Here is a 16,215-nt window from a genome sequence, read left to right as displayed (position 1 = left end):
CACGCCGCGCGGCTCGCTCGCCGGCGCCGAGGACGCCACGACAGCCCGCCGCGCGCCCCGCCAGGTCCGTCGTCGCGAGCTCGCCGCGCGCCCGGGGGCGCGGCGTCGCGGCCGACTGGCGAGCTCACCCCTTCTCGACGGTCTGGTAGGACAGGAGGACGACCCCGCTCCTGAACGTCTTTGTCGCCGTGAGCTTCAGGTTGAGCCTCTCCTTGAGCCCCTTGAATATCGACCGACCGTCGCCCAGGGCCACGGGGTTCACCATGATCGCGAACTCGTCGACCAGGCCCGCCTGCGCCAGCTGGGTCACGATGCTCCCGCTGCCCAGGACCGTCATGCTCTTCCCGGGCACCTCCTTCATCCGCCGCACCTCCTCCTCGAGGTTGCCCTTCGAGAGCCTCGTGTTGCTCCACTCGGCCTTCTCCAGCGTCCTCGAGAAGACGACCTTCTCCGCGCGGTTCATGCCCTCGGCGACGGCCGGGGCGTTCTTTATCGCGGCCGGCGTCGGCCAGAAGCTCGCCATGTGCTCGTACGTCACGCGCCCGAACAGGAGCGTGCTTCCGGAGCCGAGCGAGCTGGCGGCGAACTCCCCCTCTTCCGCGCCGTGGCTGTTCCAGCTGACGTCCCCGCTGGGACCGGCGAAATAGCCATCGAGCGTCACGAAGTTGAACACCTTCACTGTTCCCATGTCGACCTCCAGCGGTTCGGTTTCCGTCAACGAGCGAGCGGGTAAGCCCCTGAGATGATCGCGGTCCCGAGGCGACTCACGGGCTGTCCCCGGTGAACAGGAGCTCCAGGTAGCGGCGCAGGTGGCCGAGGCACTCGGCCGCCACGTCGCGCCCGCCCCTCGCCTTCGCGAGGACGAACGCGCCCTGGAGCACGGCCTGCGTGAAGAGCGCGAGGCCGTCGGCGCTCCACCGCGCCTCGGGCGCGTAGCGGCTCCTGGCGGCGGCGATGTCCTGGGCCACGGACGCCGCGTGCGCGCTGATGTGCTTGTCGCAGGCCGCGCGGATCGCGGGGTGGGTGCCGTAGGTCTCCTGCACCATCGTCCCGAGCAGGCACGTGAAGTCCGGCAGCGCGCCCCGGAGCATGGCGATGCGGAAGTCGACGTACCCGAGCAGCCGCTCGAGAGGGTCGGTCGCGCTCGTATACGGAGCCGCCGCGAACCTGCTGTCGGCCATCGCGGCGAAGCGCTCGGCCGCCGCCAGCGCCACGTCTTCCTTGCTCTTGAAGTGATGGAAGAAGCTCCCCTTGGTCAGGCCGGCCGCCTCGCACACGTCTTCCACCCGGGTCGCGACGTACCCCTTCGAGCGGATCATCCGGATGGCGGCGTCGACGAGCTGCGACCTCGAATCTCGCGTGGCGTCAGGTGATTTCATACAATACCCACCGGTCGGTATGGACCGTACCAACAGGTCGGTATGGAGGGCAAGCGCCGCGTTCGCGCCGGCTTCGATGGGTACCGGGAGGGGGCGCGCGGACGGGCGATGGAGGTGAGCTTCCGGCGCGCTCGAGCAGGGCGGCTCGGCCCGAGGTGGTGTGGAGGCGCACGTCCATGGATGACGCGTACGCCTTCCTCGGTGTAAAGGATGCTTGTCATGGTCGACCGAGCTGCGAACCGGGTCCGGGAGCGGCGCGAGGTGCGCGGGCTGTCGCAGGTCGCGCTCGCGGAGCGCGCCAGCCTCACGCGGCAGAGCGTGGGCGCCATCGAGGCGGGCCGCGCCACGCCGGCGGTCGACGTCGCGCTGCGCCTCGCGAGGGCCCTCGACTGCCGGGTCGAGGACCTCTTCGACGACGCGCCCGCGCGTGGGGCGGCGGTCGTCACCGCCGAGGCCGACGGTCCGGCGGCGCCGGGCCGCGCCGCGATGGCGCGCATCGCGGGCCGCTGGGTCGCCTACCCGCTCGTCGAGGACGCGGTGCGGGTGGCCGCGGACGGCATCGTGACGGCCGAGCGGCGCGGGAAGGCGGAGGTCGAGCCCCTCCGGGCGCTCGCCGAGGTGGAGGAGAACGTCGTGATGATGGGCTGCGCCGCTGGCCTCGGGCTGCTCGCCGACCGGCTGAACACGAGGCCTGGGCCGGGCCGGTTCCTCTGGTTCCCCCGCTCGAGCACCGCGGCCCTCCAGGCGCTGGCGCGGCGGCGCGCCCACGTCGCGGGCGTTCACCTCGTCGATGCGCGCACGGGCGAGGCGAACGTCGCCGATGTCCGCCGGCTCGGCCACTGCGAGCCGATCGTCCTCATCACGCTGGCGCGCTGGGAAGCGGGCCTCGTGGTTCGCCGCGAGGAAGCGGGCCGCATCCGTGGCGTCGCCGACCTCGGCCGCCCCGGCCTGCGGCTCGCCGGCCGCGAGGCGGGCGCCGGCGCCCAGCGGCTCCTCGAGCGCGAGGTGCGCGCTCGCGGGCTGCCGCTCGAGCTCGCGCGCAAGCCGCAGCTGCGGGTCGCGGGCCACCTCGACGTCGCGCGCGCCGTGGCGATGGGCGCGGCGGACGCGGGGGTCGCCACGCGCGACGCCGCGATGGCGTTCGGGCTCGGCTTCGTGACCCTGGCCGAGGAGCGTTACGACCTCGCGGTCCCGCGCGAGGCGCTCGCCGACGCCAGGGTGCAGCGCCTGCTGGACGTCCTCGTCTCGGGGGAGTTCCGCCGTGAGCTCTCGGTGCTCGGCTACGACGTCCGCCCGGCGGGCGAGCGGGTCGCCGAGGTCGCGGCGGCGTGATGGCGCGAGCGAGGGCGAGGGACAGGCGGAGCCGAGGCGTCGCGCCGATGCGCGGCGTCCGGAGGTGGCGTTCGCGGCTCCTCCTGCTCGCGCTCGTGGCGGCGTGGCTCGTCTCGGCTGGCGGCTGCCAGCGCTCGGAGGCGCCGCCTGCCGGGCGCGAGGACCGGCTGGTCGTCTTTGCCGCCGCCTCGCTCCGGGACGTGTTCACCACGATGGGCGAGGACTTCGAGCGCGCTCACGCCGGCGTCGAGGTCACGTTCAACTTCGCCGGCACGCAGGAGCTCCGCGCGCAGCTCGAGCAAGGCGCCGCGGTCGACGTGTTCGCCTCGGCCGATCAGCGCCACATGGACGAGCTCGTGAGGTCCGGGCGCGCGGTGAGCCCCGCCGTCTTCGCGCGCAACGAGCCCGTGATCGTCGTCGCGAGGGAGAGCGCCGGGACGATCCGGGGGCTCGCGGACCTCCCCGCCGCGACCCGCATCGTCATCGGCGCCCCGGAGGTCCCGATCGGCCGCTACACGCAGGAGATCCTCGATCGCGCGTCCATGTCCATGGGCGCCGACTTCCGCGCGCGCGTCGAGGCGAGGGTCGTGTCGCGCGAGCTCAACGTGCGCCAGGTGCTGGCCAAGGTGCGCCTCGGCGAGGCCCAGGCCGGCGTCGCCTACCGGACGGACGCGCGGGCGGCGCAAGCGGCGCAGGCGGCGCAGGCGGCGCCGGACGACGTGTCGATCGTGGCGATCCCGCCCGACATCAACGTCATCGCCGGGTACCCGATCGCTGTCGTGGTCGGCGCCGCGCACCCCGGGCTCGCGCGCGCGTGGGTCGATCTGGTCCTCTCGGAGGCCGGGCAGGGCGCCTTGCAGCGCGCCGGGTTCCTCGGGCGTCCCGGGGGCGGGTCGGGCCCGTGAGCGCGCGCCTCCGTGCGGAGCGGGGCGCCCTGGCCGCGGTGGGCGCGGTCCTCGTGGCGTTCCTGGCTGTCCCGGTCCTGGCCCTCTTCGCGACGGCCACGGCGGCGGACGTCGCGCAGGGGCTGCGCCACCCGCTCGTGTGGCCCGCGCTCCGCCTGAGCCTCGTCACGACCTCGGCGAGCCTCTTCCTCGTGGTGATCCTGGGGACGCCGCTCGCCTGGACGCTGGCGCGCGCGCGGGGGCGGCTCTCGCGGGCGCTCGAGGTGGCGGTGCAGCTGCCGATCGTGATCCCGCCCGCGGTCGCCGGGGTCGCGATGCTGCTCGCGTTCGGGCGGCGCGGGCTCCTGGCTGGCTGGCTCTACCCGGAGGGGTGGTCGGTGACGTTCACGACGACCGCCGTGGTGATGGCCGAGGTGTTCGTCTCGGCGCCGTTCTTCGTGCAGGCGGCGGCGAGCGCGTTCCGTCGGATCGACGCGAGGCTCCTCGTCGTGGCGCGGACCTTCGGCGCGACGCCGCTGCGGGTGTTCTTCCGCGTGGCGCTGCCGCTCTCGGCCCCGGGGCTCGTCGCGGGCGCGGCGATGAGCTGGGCCCGCTCCCTCGGCGAGTTCGGCGCGACGCTCATGTTCGCCGGGAACCTGCAGGGGGAGACGCAGACGTTGCCGCTCGCCATCTACACGGCGCTCGAGTCGGACATGCGCGCCGCGCAGGCGCTGTCGATCGTCCTTGTCGTCGTGGCGTTCGCGCTGCTCGTGTTCGTGCGGGCCGTGGCGCGGCGCTCCACCGAGCTGCCCGAGGCGAAGCGCTGATGGGCGCCGAGAGCCTGCGGGCCCGCGTCGTCGCGCGCGTCGGGCGGCTGCTCCTCGATGTGGACATCGACACGGGCGGCGGGACGCTGGCGCTGGTGGGGCCGAACGGCGCCGGGAAGACGAGCCTGCTCTCGGTCCTGCTGGGCGTGCTGCCCGTGGAGCGGGGTCGGGTGGAGGTCGGAGCCGCGGTGCTCCTCGACACGGCGCGCGGGCGCGACGTGCCTGTCGAGGAGCGCCGGATTGGCTATGTGCCCCAGGATTATGCGCTGTTCCCGCACCTGAGCGTCCGCGAGAACGTCGACTTCGCGGTGAGGAGCGCGCCGCCGCGGCCGAGGGGCGCGGCCCGCGCCGAGCGCGTCGACGCGATGCTGAACGAGCTCGGCATCGCGGCCCACGCCGGGCGCCGGACGCAGGCGCTCTCCGGGGGCGAGAAGCAGCGCGTTGCCCTCGCGCGCGCCCTCTCGGTGAGCCCGCGCGCGCTGCTGCTCGACGAGCCGCTCGCCGCGCTCGACGTCCATTCTCGCCGCGAGGTCCGGACGTTCCTCGCGGGCTACCTGCGGGCGCTCGCGCTGCCGACGATCGTCGTCACGCACGACGCGTCGGACGCGCGGCTCCTCGGGCACCGCATCGCCGTCCTCGAGGCAGGGCGCGTGACGCAGACAGGCACGTGGGACGAGCTCGCCGCCCGGCCGGCGTCGCGCTTCGTGGAGGAGCTCGTCGCGTCCGCGCGGGGAGGAGAATAGCCGCCTTTCTTCCGGATGGACCACGCCAGCCGGACCTACCGAAGCCATGGCAGAGAGAAGAAAACGACTGGAGCTCACGTGGATCGGCAAGGAGGAGCGGCTCCGCCTGGAGCCGCGGATCCTGCTCGAGGACACCGCGCTCTCGTACCACGCCGCGGAGCGCGTCACGGACCACGACCTCTTCGACAACCGCCTGATCCACGGGGACAACCTGCTCGCCCTGAAGGCGCTGGAGCAGGAGTTCGCGGGCAAGATCAAGTGCATCTACATCGATCCGCCGTTCAACACCGGAAAGGCGTTCGAGCACTACGACGACGGCGTCGAGCACTCTCTCTGGCTGGATCTGATGGCCAGGCGTGTCGAGCTGATGCGCACGCTCATGGCCGACGGCGGGGTGCTCTTCGTCCATCTCGATCAGGAGGAAGTGCACTACATGAAGGTCGTGCTCGACGAGGTGTTCGGCCGCCCCCAGTTCCTGGGGCAGATCGCCTACGAGCGGTCCGGCGTCTCGGGCATCGGCCAGGGTGGGGCCTTCCTCGTGAACACGCACGAGTACATCCTGGCCTACACGAAGGATCGCTCGAGGTTCAGCGCCGTGGACCTGCAGGGCGAAGGCCCCCTCGAGCCGAGCGCGATGAAGCGCTACAACCGGGTGCTGGTCTCGGCGGGGGCGCGGAGGGAGGTCGCGCGGTTCAAGGCGCCCTCGACCGGGGAGCCGGTGGTCATCTACAAGCACTCCGGCTTCGACGTGCAGAGCATCTCGCTCCGCGACTTCGAGAAGCGCAAGGAGGAGATCGACGCGGAGTACGCCAGGCACTTCGCGGCGATATTCCGGCTTACCAGCATCCAGAAGGAAAACGAGTTTCAGAACCGCATCATCTCGCACTGCAAGGACGGCTTCTTCTCGGCGGACTACCTCGTGTCGCGCGGCAAGAGGGAGGGCGAGCGCACGACCGTGTACTACATGGACGGCCAGGCGGCGGTCTGGCTGAAGGACACCGCGAAGCTCGTGGATGGCCGGGTGGTCCGGACCGGCAAACAGTCCGACTTCTGGGCTCACGCCGACATCCCGAAGGCCAACCTGGCGAACGAGGGCGACGTGGACTTTCGCCGCGGCAAGAAGCCCGAGTTTCTGATCAGGCGCCTGCTGAAGCTGGTCACCGAGCCGGGCGACTGGGTCCTCGACGCCTTTGCTGGCTCCGGGACGACAGGGGCCGTCGCCCACAAGATGGGGCGTCGCTGGATCATGGTGGAGATGGGGGACCACTGCAGGACGCATGTGCTCCCGCGCCTCCGATCCGTGATCGACGGCTCCGACAAGGGCGGGGTCACCGCGACGACGGGCTGGCGAGGCGGGGGGGGCTTCCGCTTCTTCGACCTCGCGCCCTCTCTCGGCGGAGAAGCTGCTGTGCGATCCCAGGCGCGCCGACCAGCTGCAGGATCCTGTCGTGCTCGCGAAGGCGCGGACGGCCGCGACGTGGTGCAAGCATGCGACCGCCCGCGAGACAGCGAACAAGGGCAAGCCGTGGCGCTACGTGCTCATCCCGCACGACGCGATCACTGACGGCACGACCGTCGGCGGGCTCGCGGCGCTGTACGCGAACAGGGGCGCGCCGTAACGTCGCAACGGCCTGGCTAGGGTTCCCGCACGGGCTCGTCGTCTTCGTCGTCGCCGAAGAGCACGCCGACCTGCAGCGGAGTCGTCTCGAACGGCTCGGCCCGGACCTGCTCGCCGCGCTCGGCGGCGAGGATCTCGACGTAACCTTCCTGCGTCCAGCGATAGACGGCCAGGGTCTCTTCCTGGGGGTCGATGATCCAGTAGTGCGGAACCTGGTGCCGGTGATAGACGCGCTTCTTCTTGATGAGATCGTTCCGCTTGTTCGTCGAGAGGATCTCGCAGATCCAATCGGGGCGCACCATGATCGGGATACCGCGCGGGCGCTCCGGGACGCGGCCTCGTCGCCAGCCGACCACGTCGGGGCGGAAGGTGTTCGCGGCGTCGAAGTAGACATCGACCTCGGTGGCGAACCACCATCCCCCGGGCCTGCGCCCGCCGGGGCGCTGATCGTAGGGGTCGACGTAGGCGGAGAGCTTGCGCTGCACGGCCCCGTGCTCGCCGGTCGCGGCCCCCTTCTCGACGATGCTGCCCTCGATGAGCTCGTGGCGCCGCTCCTCCTCCGGGATCGCAAGGAGATCCTCCAAGGTCGCGGGACGGGCAGCCTTCGGCGCCGATGCGGTCATGCCTCGACGATAGCAAGTCCGTTCGGGCGGTGGCTCCATCGTGATGGCCGACGGCGAATACTCCGTCGCCGTCCAGCCGGGGGATTGAGCGCCGGCGCCCCAGCTGGCCAGCGAGCATGCCGGGCGGGCGGAACTAGGAGGTCACGGGCGCGGGGGTCGCGGGCGCGGGGGTCGCGGGCGCGGGCGCCGCCGCCGGCTTGCCGTTGGCCTGTCCGGGCTCGGCGGCCTTGCGGGCCTTCTCGCGCCGCGCCGCCGCGCGCCGGCGCCGCTCGTAGGCGCTCGTCACCTCGCGGGCGATCTCGGGGTGGCGCCGGAAGACGTGGGCCGCCGTCTTCCGGATGGCGCCGACCCGCGCGACCATGAGGTGCAGGAGCTGGTTGCGGGTCGTGGTCGCGGCGGCCGAGGCGCCGGCTTCGGGGGCCGCCGCCAGCGCTCGCCGTTGCAGGTCCTCCGCGAGCTTCCTGGCCTCGGCGATGAGGCGCACGTCGAACGCCTCGTCCGCCTCGACCAGGCGGTCCTTGAGCGACTCCGCGAGCCCCGCGTAGTCGCGGAGCGCCTGGGAGAGGGCGCTCGAGCGCTGGCCGTCTTGCGCGTGGAACTCCTTGATGCGCGCGAGCTGCGCGTCGGCGGGCTCGTCGACGTCGTCGTCGAGCAGGAACTCGAGCGCCGACTCGAGCTCATCGACCACGAACCGGGCGCGCTCGCCGAGATCGGCCACGGCCGGATCGACGACGAGGAGCAGCCGCGTCTGCGCTTCCTGCACGGCGTGCACGATGGAGAGCAGCTCCTCGCTGCTCGAGGCGGGCAGGCGGCTCTTGACCCGCTTGAGGCCCGGGCGATCGCCGTCGGGCTCCCAGTACTTCTTCACGAACGCCGCGGCGGCGACCGCCTCGCGCACGGCGATGTCGTACGGAATGTTCAGCGGGTTGTCGGTCCGCTCCGACCCGGCGGCGACCTTGAACCAGCGATCGAAGTCCGATCCTTGCTTTGCCATGATGACGTTGACCCCTCATGGTCGAGCGCGTGGTCGCCGACATCGACGAGATCGTACGGCTCGTCCGCTTCCCCGGCTGGCAGAACACGGCAGCCGGCGAGCGCGAGGTGGAGAAGGCCCTGCGCAAGAGCCTGCTCAAGTACCAGCTCCACCAGGACGCGCACCTCTTCGATCGCGCCTACGGCTACATCCGCCAGCACTACTGACCATCACGCAGCCGCTCCTGAAGCCGGTGGGATGAGCTCCGACGGTTGGGCGCTGGCGCCTCGCACCGTGGCCGAACGACTCAGTGTACCCGGAATGGTTCCTGGGGTATCCTCGATCCCTCGCGGCGCGGCCGTCCGTCATCGGTGCTCATGTCCACATTCGACTCGACCAAAACCCAGCTCAGCGTGCTCCTTTCCAGGGTGGTGGAGGGCAAGCTGCAGCTGCCCGACTTCCAACGAGGGTGGGTGTGGGACGACGAGCACATCCGGTCCCTGCTCGTCTCCATCGCGCGCTCCTTCCCGATCGGCTCGGTGATGCTCCTCGAGACCGGGGGCGAGGCCCGGTTCCAGGTCCGGCCCGTCGAAGGCGTCGAGCTGCCGCCCAAGTCTGCGCGCCTCGCCGAAGAGCTGATCCTGGACGGGCAGCAACGCCTCACGTCGCTCACCCAGGTCCTGAAGTTCGACAAGCCAGTTGCGACGCGCGACGCGAAGAAAAGGGACCTCCGCCTCCACTACTATTTCAACATCGAGAAGGCGCTCGAGGGGCCTGAGTCACTGGCGGATGCGATCGTTGCCGTCGACGAGCAACGGACCCTGCGCAGTGTGTTCGGGCGCAAGGTCGACCTCGACCTGAGCACCCGTGAGAAGGAGCTCGAGGCGTTCCACTTCCCGTGTAGCCAGATCCTGAACTCGGACGACTGGGAGCAGCTCCTCTCGGAGAGGGCTCCAGACAAGCTCGTCCGCTTCATGAAGTTCAGGCGCCAGGTGGTCGAACCGTTCCGCAGCTACATGCTGCCGGTCATCAGCCTGAAGAAGGAGACCTCGAAGGAAGCCGTCTGCCTGGTGTTCGAGAAGGTGAACACCGGGGGCGTTCCGCTCTCGGTCTTCGAGCTCGTCACGGCGACGTGGGCTGCCGATGGGTTCAACCTTCGCGACGATTGGCTCGGCGGCCGCGGTCACGCGGGCCGGCATGCTCGTCTCAGCAAGCGGCCGCTTCTGCGCGACCTTCAGCCGACGGACTTCCTTCAGGGCGTGTCGCTCCTGTACTCCTCGGAGCGCCGCGCGCGGGACCTCGCAGCAGGACGTTCAGCAAAGGAGACTACCGGCGTCACGGCCAAGCGTGAGCACATCCTCGACATGCCGCTCGCCGCCTACGAGAAGTGGTCGGAGCTACTGACCAAGGGCTTCGAGCAGGCCGAGCGTTTCCTGCGCAGTGAAGGGTTTCATCACCCCAAGTTCCTCCCGTACCGCACGCAACTCACGCCGCTCGCAGCCGTGCTCGCGCGCCTCGGCGAGCGATGGCTCGAGCCACAGATCAAGGCGAAGCTCGCACGCTGGTTCTGGTGTGGCGTCTTGGGCGAGCTGTACGGTGGGGCGGTGGAGACCCGCATCGCGCTCGATGTCCAGCAGCTGATGGCGTGGATCGAAGACGCCTCGGCGCCCGAGCCCGCGACGGTCCAGGCTGCCGGGTTCAATCCGAACCGACTCGATACCCTCCGCTCGCGCACGAGCGCGGCCTACCGCGGCTTGTACGTGCTGCTGCAGCGCGAGGGGGCCTGTGACTTCTTCTGGAAGGCGCGGATGGTCGATCTCGACCTTGATGATGTGAAGCTGGACATCCACCACATCTTCCCGAAGAAGTGGTGCGAGGAGCGCGGAATCCCGCCGCGCATCTTCGACGCGATCATCAACAAGACGGCCATCTCGTACAAGGCGAACAGGATGATCGGCGGCCGGGCGCCTTCGCTGTACCTGGCGCAGATCCAATCCCACGCGCAGGTCCAGCTCAAGGACGCCGCGATGGACGCCATCCTGAAGAGCCACGTCATCGATCCTGCGCTGCTGCGCGCCGACTCGTTCGAGGCCTTCTATGCAGCCCGCAAAGCCGCGCTCCTCGGGCTCGTGGAGCGGGCCATGGGCAAGGCCCCCACCGAGGCGTCGCCGATCGTCGCGGACGATGAGGGGGACGACGACGGCGAGAGCGACGCCTGAGACTCGGTCAGCAGGTGCGTCGTCGTGGGTGCCGCTCGATCTCCACGCGTCCGCGAGTTCGCGAACTCCGCGCGATGGCGGCTCATGTTGAGCAGCCCCGGTGAATCGGCCTCAGCCCCCTCTCTCTCCGGCGGATGCCGAGAGAGAGGCGAGAAGCTGTCCCCGGCGGGTGAGATGATCGCTATGGCGCGCTCTCTGCCCTGCGCGCCGCGTCGTCACGCGCGGCGCGCGTGCCCGCGAAGGCCCAGGCTCTGCGCAGAAGCAGCGAAGCCCCCTCGGATCTCTCCTCGGGGGCTCCTGTTGACTGGCTCTCGCCTGAACTTCGCGACGAGAGAAGGATGGCTCCAGCTGCTGGACTCGAACCAGCGACCCGGCGGTTAACAGCCGCCTGCTCTACCAACTGAGCTAAGCTGGAATGCGTTGGAGACGGCGCGAGAATAGTCAGCCGGCTCTTCCCGTCAAGCGAATCCGCACGCCGCTTCACTTTGGTGACGCGCCTGCGAGCTCGCCCGCTCCCTCCCCCGCCCCCGCGTGCTTCGCCTCGCCCGCTCCCGCGAGATTGCCCGCCCGGCGTGCTTCTGCGACAACGCCGCCGTGTCGCGCCCCGCCGTGCCCCTTCCGCCGCAGCCGCCGGACGCCCCGGACCCCTCGCCGCCCCTCCCGGCCACGGCCCCCGCCTCCCCGGATCCCTCCCCCTCCGCCGCCCGCTCCGCCGGCCGCGGCGGCCTTGCCATCGCGGGCGCCAAGGTCTCCTTCATCGTCTTCGGCTTCGTCCAGCAGCTCATCCTCCCCCGGCTGCTCGGCACCGACGGCTACGGCGAGGTCTCCGTCGTCCTCGCCGGGGTCGGCGTCGTCAACAACGTCATCGTCGCGACCGGCATCCAGGGCGTCTCGCGCGCCGTCTCCAGCGTCGCCGAGCGCGACGTCGCCGAGGCCTTCCGCCGCACGCTCGCCCTCCACGCCGTCCTCGCCGTGGCCGTCTCCTCGGCCTTCGCGCTCCTTGCCGGCGCCATCGCCTCCTTCTCCGAGGCGCCGCACGTCGCCGGCCCGCTGCGGCTCGCCGCCGCCGTCGTCCTCCTCTACGGCCTCTACGCCCCGCTCGTCGGCGCGCTCAACGGCCAGCGGCGCTTCCTCACCCAGGCCGCCTTCGACGTCGGCTACGGCGCGCTCCGCACCGCGAGCATCGCCGCCGGCGCCCTCCTCTTCCTCCGCGCCGGCCAGAGCGGCGTCCTCGGCGCGATCGCCGGCTTCGTCACCGCCGCCGCCATCATCGTCCCCCTCGCGCTCACCCGGACCGGCCTCGGCCGCCGCGGCAGCGCCGGCCCCTCGATCCGCGAGCACCTCGTCTTCCTCCTGCCGCTCGCCGTCTCGCAGACCTTCCTGAACCTCCTGCTCCAGACCGACTTCTTCCTCCTGCGCCGCTTCCTCGGCCAGGCCACCAACCACCTCGCGCTCGGCGCCAGGGCCGCCGACGACCTCATCGGCGTCTACCGCGGCGCGCAGCTCTTCGCGTTCCTCCCCTATCAGCTGCTCCTGTCCGTCACGTTCATCCTCTTCCCGATGCTCGCCCGCGCGCACGCCGAGCAGGACCGCGCCGCCGTGCGCCGCTACGCCATGACCGGCGTCCGCCTCTCGTTCCTGCTCACCGGCCTGCTCTGCGCCCCCATCTCGGGCCTCGCCCCGCACGTGCTGCGCTTCGCCTTCCCGGTCGAGATCTGGAGCCGCGGCGGCGGCGCGCTCCGCATCCTCTCGCTCGGCATGGGCGCGTTCGCCGTCCTCGGCGTCGCCTCGGCCGCCCTCACCAGCCTCCGCCGGGAGCGCACCGCAGCCGCGCTCACCGCCACCACCGTCCTCCTCGTCGCGGTCGGCTGCTCCCTCTTCGTCCCGCGCGCCCCCTTCGGCCCCGACATGCTGGTGAGCTCCGCCATCGCCACCTCGCTCGCGCTCGCCACCGCCGCGGTCGTCTCGGGCTTCCTGCTCCACCGCGCCGCCGGCGGCTTCGTCCCTGCGCGGACGGCGCTCCGCGTGGGCCTCGCGCTCGCCGTCGCGGTCGCGATCGGCGCGCGGCTGCCGTGGCTCGGCAAGGTCGCCGTGCTCGGCGAGGCGATCCTCGTGGCCCTCGTTTACGTGGCGCTCCTCGTCGCGACGCGCGAGGTCGGCCGGGACGACCTGGCCATCCTCCGGCAGGCGTTCGGCCGCGGCGGTAGCCGGGCGTGAGCTGACCGACGCCCGCCGGCCTCCGCCGGCGATCCTGCCCTTTCCGCCGGCCGATCCTCTCGCTCCCGCGCCCGATCCTCTCGCTCCCGCGCCCGATCCTCTCGCTCCCGCGCCCGCCCCTCTCGCCCCCTCAGGCCCCCCCGCGACCGCCCGCCAGAGCCGCCCTGCCGCCTGCCGTCGACGCCTCTTGACCGACAGCCGGCAATCTCGCATACGCCGGTCTCCCTGATCCGGCCAGCGGCCGGGGCCCGCCCGGTCGACGCTCGGTCGATCGGGCGGCGCGCCTCCATCCCCCACCCGCCGCGCGCCGGGCGCGCACACGCAGGAGATACCGTGGCTCCTCAATTCATCTTCACGATGCAGGACGTCCGGAAGGTGCACCCCCCGAACAAGGAGGTGCTGAAGGGCCTGTGGCTCTCCTTCTACCCGGGCGCGAAGATCGGCGTCCTCGGCTCGAACGGCGCCGGCAAGAGCACCCTGCTCCGCATCATGGCGGGCGTCGACAAGGACTACCTCGGCGAGGCCAGGCCCGCCGACGGCATCCGCATCGGCTACCTCGCACAGGAGCCGCAGCTCGAGGCAGGCAAGACCGTCCTCGAGCACGTCGAGATGGCCGTGCACGACGTCCGCTCCCTCGTCCAGCGCTTCGAGGAGATCGGCACCAAGCTCGGCGAGTCGCCCCCCGACATGGAGGCGCTCCTCGAGGAGTACGCCGCGCTCCAGGACAAGATCGAGGCCGCCAACGGCTGGGAGATCGACCGCGTCGTCGAGCGCGCCATGGACGCCCTCCGCCTCCCCCCGCCCGACGCCGACGTCACCAAGCTCTCCGGCGGCGAGCGCCGGCGCGTCGCCCTCTGCAGGCTCCTCCTCGAGAAGCCCGACATCCTGCTCCTCGACGAGCCGACCAACCACCTCGACGCCGAGAGCGTCGCCTGGCTCGAGCGCTTCCTCCACGATTACCCGGGCACCGTCGTCGCCGTCACCCACGACCGCTACTTCCTCGACAACGTCGCCGGCTGGATCCTCGAGCTCGACCGCGGCGCCGGCATCCCGTACGAGGGCAACTACACAGGCTGGCTCGAGCAGAAGAAGAAGCGCCTCGAGCTGGAGCAGAAGCAGGAGAGCTCGCGCAAGCGCACCCTCGAGCGCGAGCTCGAGTGGGTCCGCATGGCCCCGCGCGCACGCCAGGCCAAGAGCAAGGCCCGCCTCGCCGCCTACGAGTCGCTCCTCGCCGAGGACAGGTCGAAGAAGGTCGAGGAGAACGAGATCCACATCCCCGCCGGCAATCGCCTCGGGAACGTGGTCGTCGAGGCCGACCACCTCCGCAAGGGCTACGGCGACCGCGTCCTCATCGAGGACCTCACCTTCTCCCTCCCGCGCGGCGGCATCGTCGGCGTCATCGGGCCGAACGGCGCCGGCAAGACCACCCTCTTCCGCATGATCATGGGCCAGGAGCAGCCCGACGGCGGCGCGCTCCGGCTCGGCGAGACCGTCGAGCTCGCGTACGTCGACCAGTCGCGCGACGCCCTCAACCCGAACAACAACGTCTGGCAGGAGATCTCCGGCGGCGAGGACCGGCTGCTCGTCGGCAAGCGCGAGGTCAACTCGCGCGCCTACGTCTCCAGCTTCAACTTCGCCGGCAGCGACCAGCAGAAGAAGGTCCGCGACCTGTCCGGCGGCGAGCGCAACCGCCTCCACCTCGCCAAGCTCCTCCGCCGCGGCGGCAACGTCCTCCTGCTCGACGAGCCCACGAACGACCTCGACGTCGACACCCTCCGCTCGCTCGAGGAGGCGCTGCTCAACTTCGCCGGCTGCGCCGTGGTCATCAGCCACGATCGCTGGTTCCTCGACCGGATCGCGACCCACATCCTGGCGTTCGAGGGCGACAGCAAGGTCGTCTGGTTCGAGGGCAACTACGCCGACTACGAGGCCGACCTGAAGCGCCGCCTCGGCGCCGACGCCGCCGAGCCCCGCAAGATCCGCTACCGCAAGCTCACCGCGAGCTGATGTCGCGCAGCTGAGGGAATCCCCTCATCTTGCAGCCCTTTTCAGCGGAGAAATTGAACAGGGAGGCGGGGAGACGGGGAGTATTTGAAGATTTCCCTCCCCGCCTCCCCGCCTCCCTGTGAATTTTCCGAAAGATTTGAGGGATGCCTCGGGTGGCCAGCGCACCGCGTCTCGCGGCGCTCCAGCCCCGGAGCACGTTTCCGGTCTGGTGCGACGCGGGCGCCCGCAGTAGCTCTTCTCCTCCATGGTCCGGAGCTCCCTGGGCGCAGGTAGCGCATGGCTCAGCGCGGCCGCCGCGGCGGCCATGCTCGCGACGACGGCCGCCGCCGGCTGCCGGGACGCCGCCGAGACCCGCTCGCCGTTCGCCGTGGCCCCGTCGAACGGAGACGGGGGCGGCGGGGCCGCGGGCGCGGGCGGCTCCGCCGACCACGGCGCCGGCGGCTCCGCCGACCACGGCGCCGGCGGCTCTGCCGACCACGGCGCCGGCGGCTCGGACGGCGGCGCCGATCCGGTCGGCCCGCCGCCCGACACCGCCCCGCTCGCGGTCGTCACGTGGAACACCAAGGACTTGTTCAACGACCAGGAGGACAGCGACGTCGCCGATGAGCTCCTGCTCAGCCCCGCGCGCTACCGCGAGAAGCGCGAGGCCGTCGCGGCGGTGCTCGCGGCGCTCGCCCCCGACGTCGCCGTGCTCCAGGAGGTCGAGAACCTCGACGTGCTCGAGGACCTGAACCGCACGGAGTTCGGCGGCGCGTACCCGCACGCCGCGCTCGTCGACGCGTACGACCCGCGCGGCATCGACGTCGGCGCGATCTCGAAGATCCCGTTCGACAAGGTCGTGTCGCACCGGGACGACCGCTTCACGCTCCGCGGCACGCAGGGACCTGTCTATACGTTCACGCGCGACTGCCTGGAGCTCCACCTCACCCGCGCCGGCCGCAAGGTCATCCTGCTCGGGGTCCACTTCAAGGCGAAGGCGGCGCCGGACAACCCGGACCGGCGCCTGGCCGAGGCGCAGCGCGCCCGCGCCATCGCCGACGCGCTCGCCGCCGAGCACCCCACCGCCGCCATCGCCGTGCTGGGCGACTTCAACGACCTGCCCGGCTCACCCCCCTTCGAGGCCGTCGCCGGCGCCGGCGCGGCCGCCTTCACGGACGTCGCCGCCTCCGTGCCGCCCGCGGATCGGTGGACGTACGACTTCAACGGACAGCTAGAGCTCATCGACCACCAGCTGGTCAACCCGCTGCTCCGGGACATGCTCGACCCGGGCTCGGTCCAGATCCCGCACGGGCCGCCGGTCGACGAAGCCAGCGATCACGCGCCGGTCTTTTCCGTGTACAGGGTCACCCCTCCCACGTAAGCGTTCGACCGCGGTTCAGCTAAGCTGCGCCCC

At 71.5% G+C, this 16,215-nt stretch carries 13 protein-coding genes, 1 tRNA gene and 1 pseudogene; 10 read left to right on the top strand and 5 right to left on the bottom strand.

Annotation, left to right across the window (positions count from 1 at the left end):
* Window positions 1-124 precede the first annotated feature (124 nt).
* Complete coding sequence (locus WME89_RS08815; protein WP_438008771.1) at window positions 125-688, bottom strand: dihydrofolate reductase family protein; 564 nt, start codon at window positions 686-688, stop codon at window positions 125-127.
* Between the two features lie 76 nt (window positions 689-764).
* On the bottom strand, window positions 765-1,379 hold the full coding sequence (locus WME89_RS08810; RefSeq protein WP_438008770.1) for a TetR/AcrR family transcriptional regulator: 615 nt from the start codon (window positions 1,377-1,379) through the stop codon (window positions 765-767).
* Window positions 1,380-1,598: 219 nt separating this feature from the next.
* Between WME89_RS08810 and WME89_RS08805 the strand changes: the two genes are divergently transcribed.
* From WME89_RS08805 to WME89_RS08785, 5 genes are read left to right on the top strand one after another with little or no spacing between them, the layout of a single operon-like run.
* A complete protein-coding gene (locus WME89_RS08805; protein ID WP_438008769.1) occupies window positions 1,599-2,711 on the top strand; it encodes a substrate-binding domain-containing protein in 1,113 nt (370 codons plus the stop codon).
* A gap of 47 nt (window positions 2,712-2,758) precedes the next feature.
* On the top strand, window positions 2,759-3,616 hold the full coding sequence (gene modA, locus WME89_RS08800; RefSeq protein WP_438008768.1) for a molybdate ABC transporter substrate-binding protein: 858 nt from the start codon (window positions 2,759-2,761) through the stop codon (window positions 3,614-3,616).
* Window positions 3,613-4,422: an ABC transporter permease gene (locus WME89_RS08795; protein WP_438008767.1), complete on the top strand. Its 810-nt coding sequence runs from the start codon at window positions 3,613-3,615 to the stop codon at window positions 4,420-4,422. Before modA ends, WME89_RS08795 begins: the two co-directional genes overlap by 4 nt.
* Window positions 4,422-5,165 carry an ABC transporter ATP-binding protein gene (locus tag WME89_RS08790; RefSeq protein WP_438008766.1) on the top strand — a complete coding sequence of 248 codons (744 nt, stop codon included), beginning with the start codon at window positions 4,422-4,424 and terminating at the stop codon, window positions 5,163-5,165. Before WME89_RS08795 ends, WME89_RS08790 begins: the two co-directional genes overlap by 1 nt.
* Window positions 5,166-5,211: 46 nt before the next feature.
* Window positions 5,212-6,729: a site-specific DNA-methyltransferase gene (locus WME89_RS08785; RefSeq protein ID WP_438008765.1), complete on the top strand. Its 1,518-nt coding sequence runs from the start codon at window positions 5,212-5,214 to the stop codon at window positions 6,727-6,729.
* Window positions 6,730-6,800: 71 nt separating this feature from the next.
* Here WME89_RS08785 and WME89_RS08780 read toward each other — a convergent pair whose 3' ends face one another.
* Together WME89_RS08780 and WME89_RS08775 are read right to left on the bottom strand one after the other, a co-directional pair.
* Window positions 6,801-7,367, bottom strand: coding sequence for a Uma2 family endonuclease (locus WME89_RS08780; RefSeq protein WP_437652640.1), 567 nt, complete (start codon window positions 7,365-7,367; stop codon window positions 6,801-6,803).
* A gap of 172 nt (window positions 7,368-7,539) precedes the next feature.
* Window positions 7,540-8,400, bottom strand: a complete 861-nt coding sequence (locus tag WME89_RS08775; protein ID WP_438008764.1) for a hypothetical protein — start codon at window positions 8,398-8,400, stop codon at window positions 7,540-7,542.
* An 11-nt stretch (window positions 8,401-8,411) separates the two neighbouring features.
* Here WME89_RS08775 and WME89_RS08770 point away from each other — a divergent pair.
* Together WME89_RS08770 and WME89_RS08765 are read left to right on the top strand one after the other, a co-directional pair.
* Window positions 8,412-8,606 (top strand): annotated as a pseudogene (locus WME89_RS08770) (hypothetical protein); the annotation flags it as partial.
* A 150-nt stretch (window positions 8,607-8,756) separates the two neighbouring features.
* Window positions 8,757-10,598: a GmrSD restriction endonuclease domain-containing protein gene (locus tag WME89_RS08765; protein WP_438008763.1), complete on the top strand. Its 1,842-nt coding sequence runs from the start codon at window positions 8,757-8,759 to the stop codon at window positions 10,596-10,598.
* 339 nt (window positions 10,599-10,937) lie between these two features.
* Here the strand turns inward: WME89_RS08765 and WME89_RS08760 are convergent.
* Window positions 10,938-11,013 (bottom strand) — tRNA-Asn (locus WME89_RS08760).
* 179 nt (window positions 11,014-11,192) lie between these two features.
* On the opposite strand from WME89_RS08760, the gene WME89_RS08755 reads away from it, so the two are divergent.
* The 3 genes from WME89_RS08755 to WME89_RS08745 all read left to right on the top strand — a co-directional run bounded on the left by WME89_RS08755 (window position 11,193) and on the right by WME89_RS08745 (window position 16,182).
* Window positions 11,193-12,815, top strand: coding sequence for a lipopolysaccharide biosynthesis protein (locus WME89_RS08755; protein WP_438008762.1), 1,623 nt, complete (start codon window positions 11,193-11,195; stop codon window positions 12,813-12,815).
* A gap of 333 nt (window positions 12,816-13,148) precedes the next feature.
* The gene (ettA, locus tag WME89_RS08750) at window positions 13,149-14,822 is read left to right on the top strand and encodes an energy-dependent translational throttle protein EttA (protein ID WP_437624674.1); all 1,674 of its coding nucleotides are present in this window, start codon (window positions 13,149-13,151) and stop codon (window positions 14,820-14,822) included.
* Window positions 14,823-15,066: 244 nt separating this feature from the next.
* The gene (locus WME89_RS08745; RefSeq protein WP_438008761.1) at window positions 15,067-16,182 is read left to right on the top strand and encodes an endonuclease/exonuclease/phosphatase family protein; all 1,116 of its coding nucleotides are present in this window, start codon (window positions 15,067-15,069) and stop codon (window positions 16,180-16,182) included.
* Window positions 16,183-16,215 lie beyond the last annotated feature (33 nt).

It is taken from the genome of Sorangium sp. So ce321, assembly GCF_051530195.1.
In the GTDB taxonomy this organism is placed as follows: domain Bacteria; phylum Myxococcota_A; class Polyangia; order Polyangiales; family Polyangiaceae; genus Sorangium.
This window is presented reverse-complemented; position numbering and strand designations above follow the sequence as displayed.

What these genes read in the sequence shown, in the direction of transcription:
- WME89_RS08815 (WP_438008771.1), bottom strand. Translation starts at nt 688, where the DNA reads ATGGGAACAGTGAAGGTGTTCAACTTCGTGACGCTCGATGGCTATTTC.
- WME89_RS08810 (WP_438008770.1), bottom strand. Translation starts at nt 1,379, where the DNA reads ATGAAATCACCTGACGCCACGCGAGATTCGAGGTCGCAGCTCGTCGAC.
- WME89_RS08805 (WP_438008769.1), top strand. Translation starts at nt 1,599, where the DNA reads ATGGTCGACCGAGCTGCGAACCGGGTCCGGGAGCGGCGCGAGGTGCGC.
- modA (WP_438008768.1), top strand. Translation starts at nt 2,759, where the DNA reads ATGCGCGGCGTCCGGAGGTGGCGTTCGCGGCTCCTCCTGCTCGCGCTC.
- WME89_RS08790 (WP_438008766.1), top strand. Translation starts at nt 4,422, where the DNA reads ATGGGCGCCGAGAGCCTGCGGGCCCGCGTCGTCGCGCGCGTCGGGCGG.
- WME89_RS08785 (WP_438008765.1), top strand. Translation starts at nt 5,212, where the DNA reads ATGGCAGAGAGAAGAAAACGACTGGAGCTCACGTGGATCGGCAAGGAG.
- WME89_RS08775 (WP_438008764.1), bottom strand. Translation starts at nt 8,400, where the DNA reads ATGGCAAAGCAAGGATCGGACTTCGATCGCTGGTTCAAGGTCGCCGCC.
- WME89_RS08765 (WP_438008763.1), top strand. Translation starts at nt 8,757, where the DNA reads ATGTCCACATTCGACTCGACCAAAACCCAGCTCAGCGTGCTCCTTTCC.
- WME89_RS08745 (WP_438008761.1), top strand. Translation starts at nt 15,067, where the DNA reads ATGGTCCGGAGCTCCCTGGGCGCAGGTAGCGCATGGCTCAGCGCGGCC.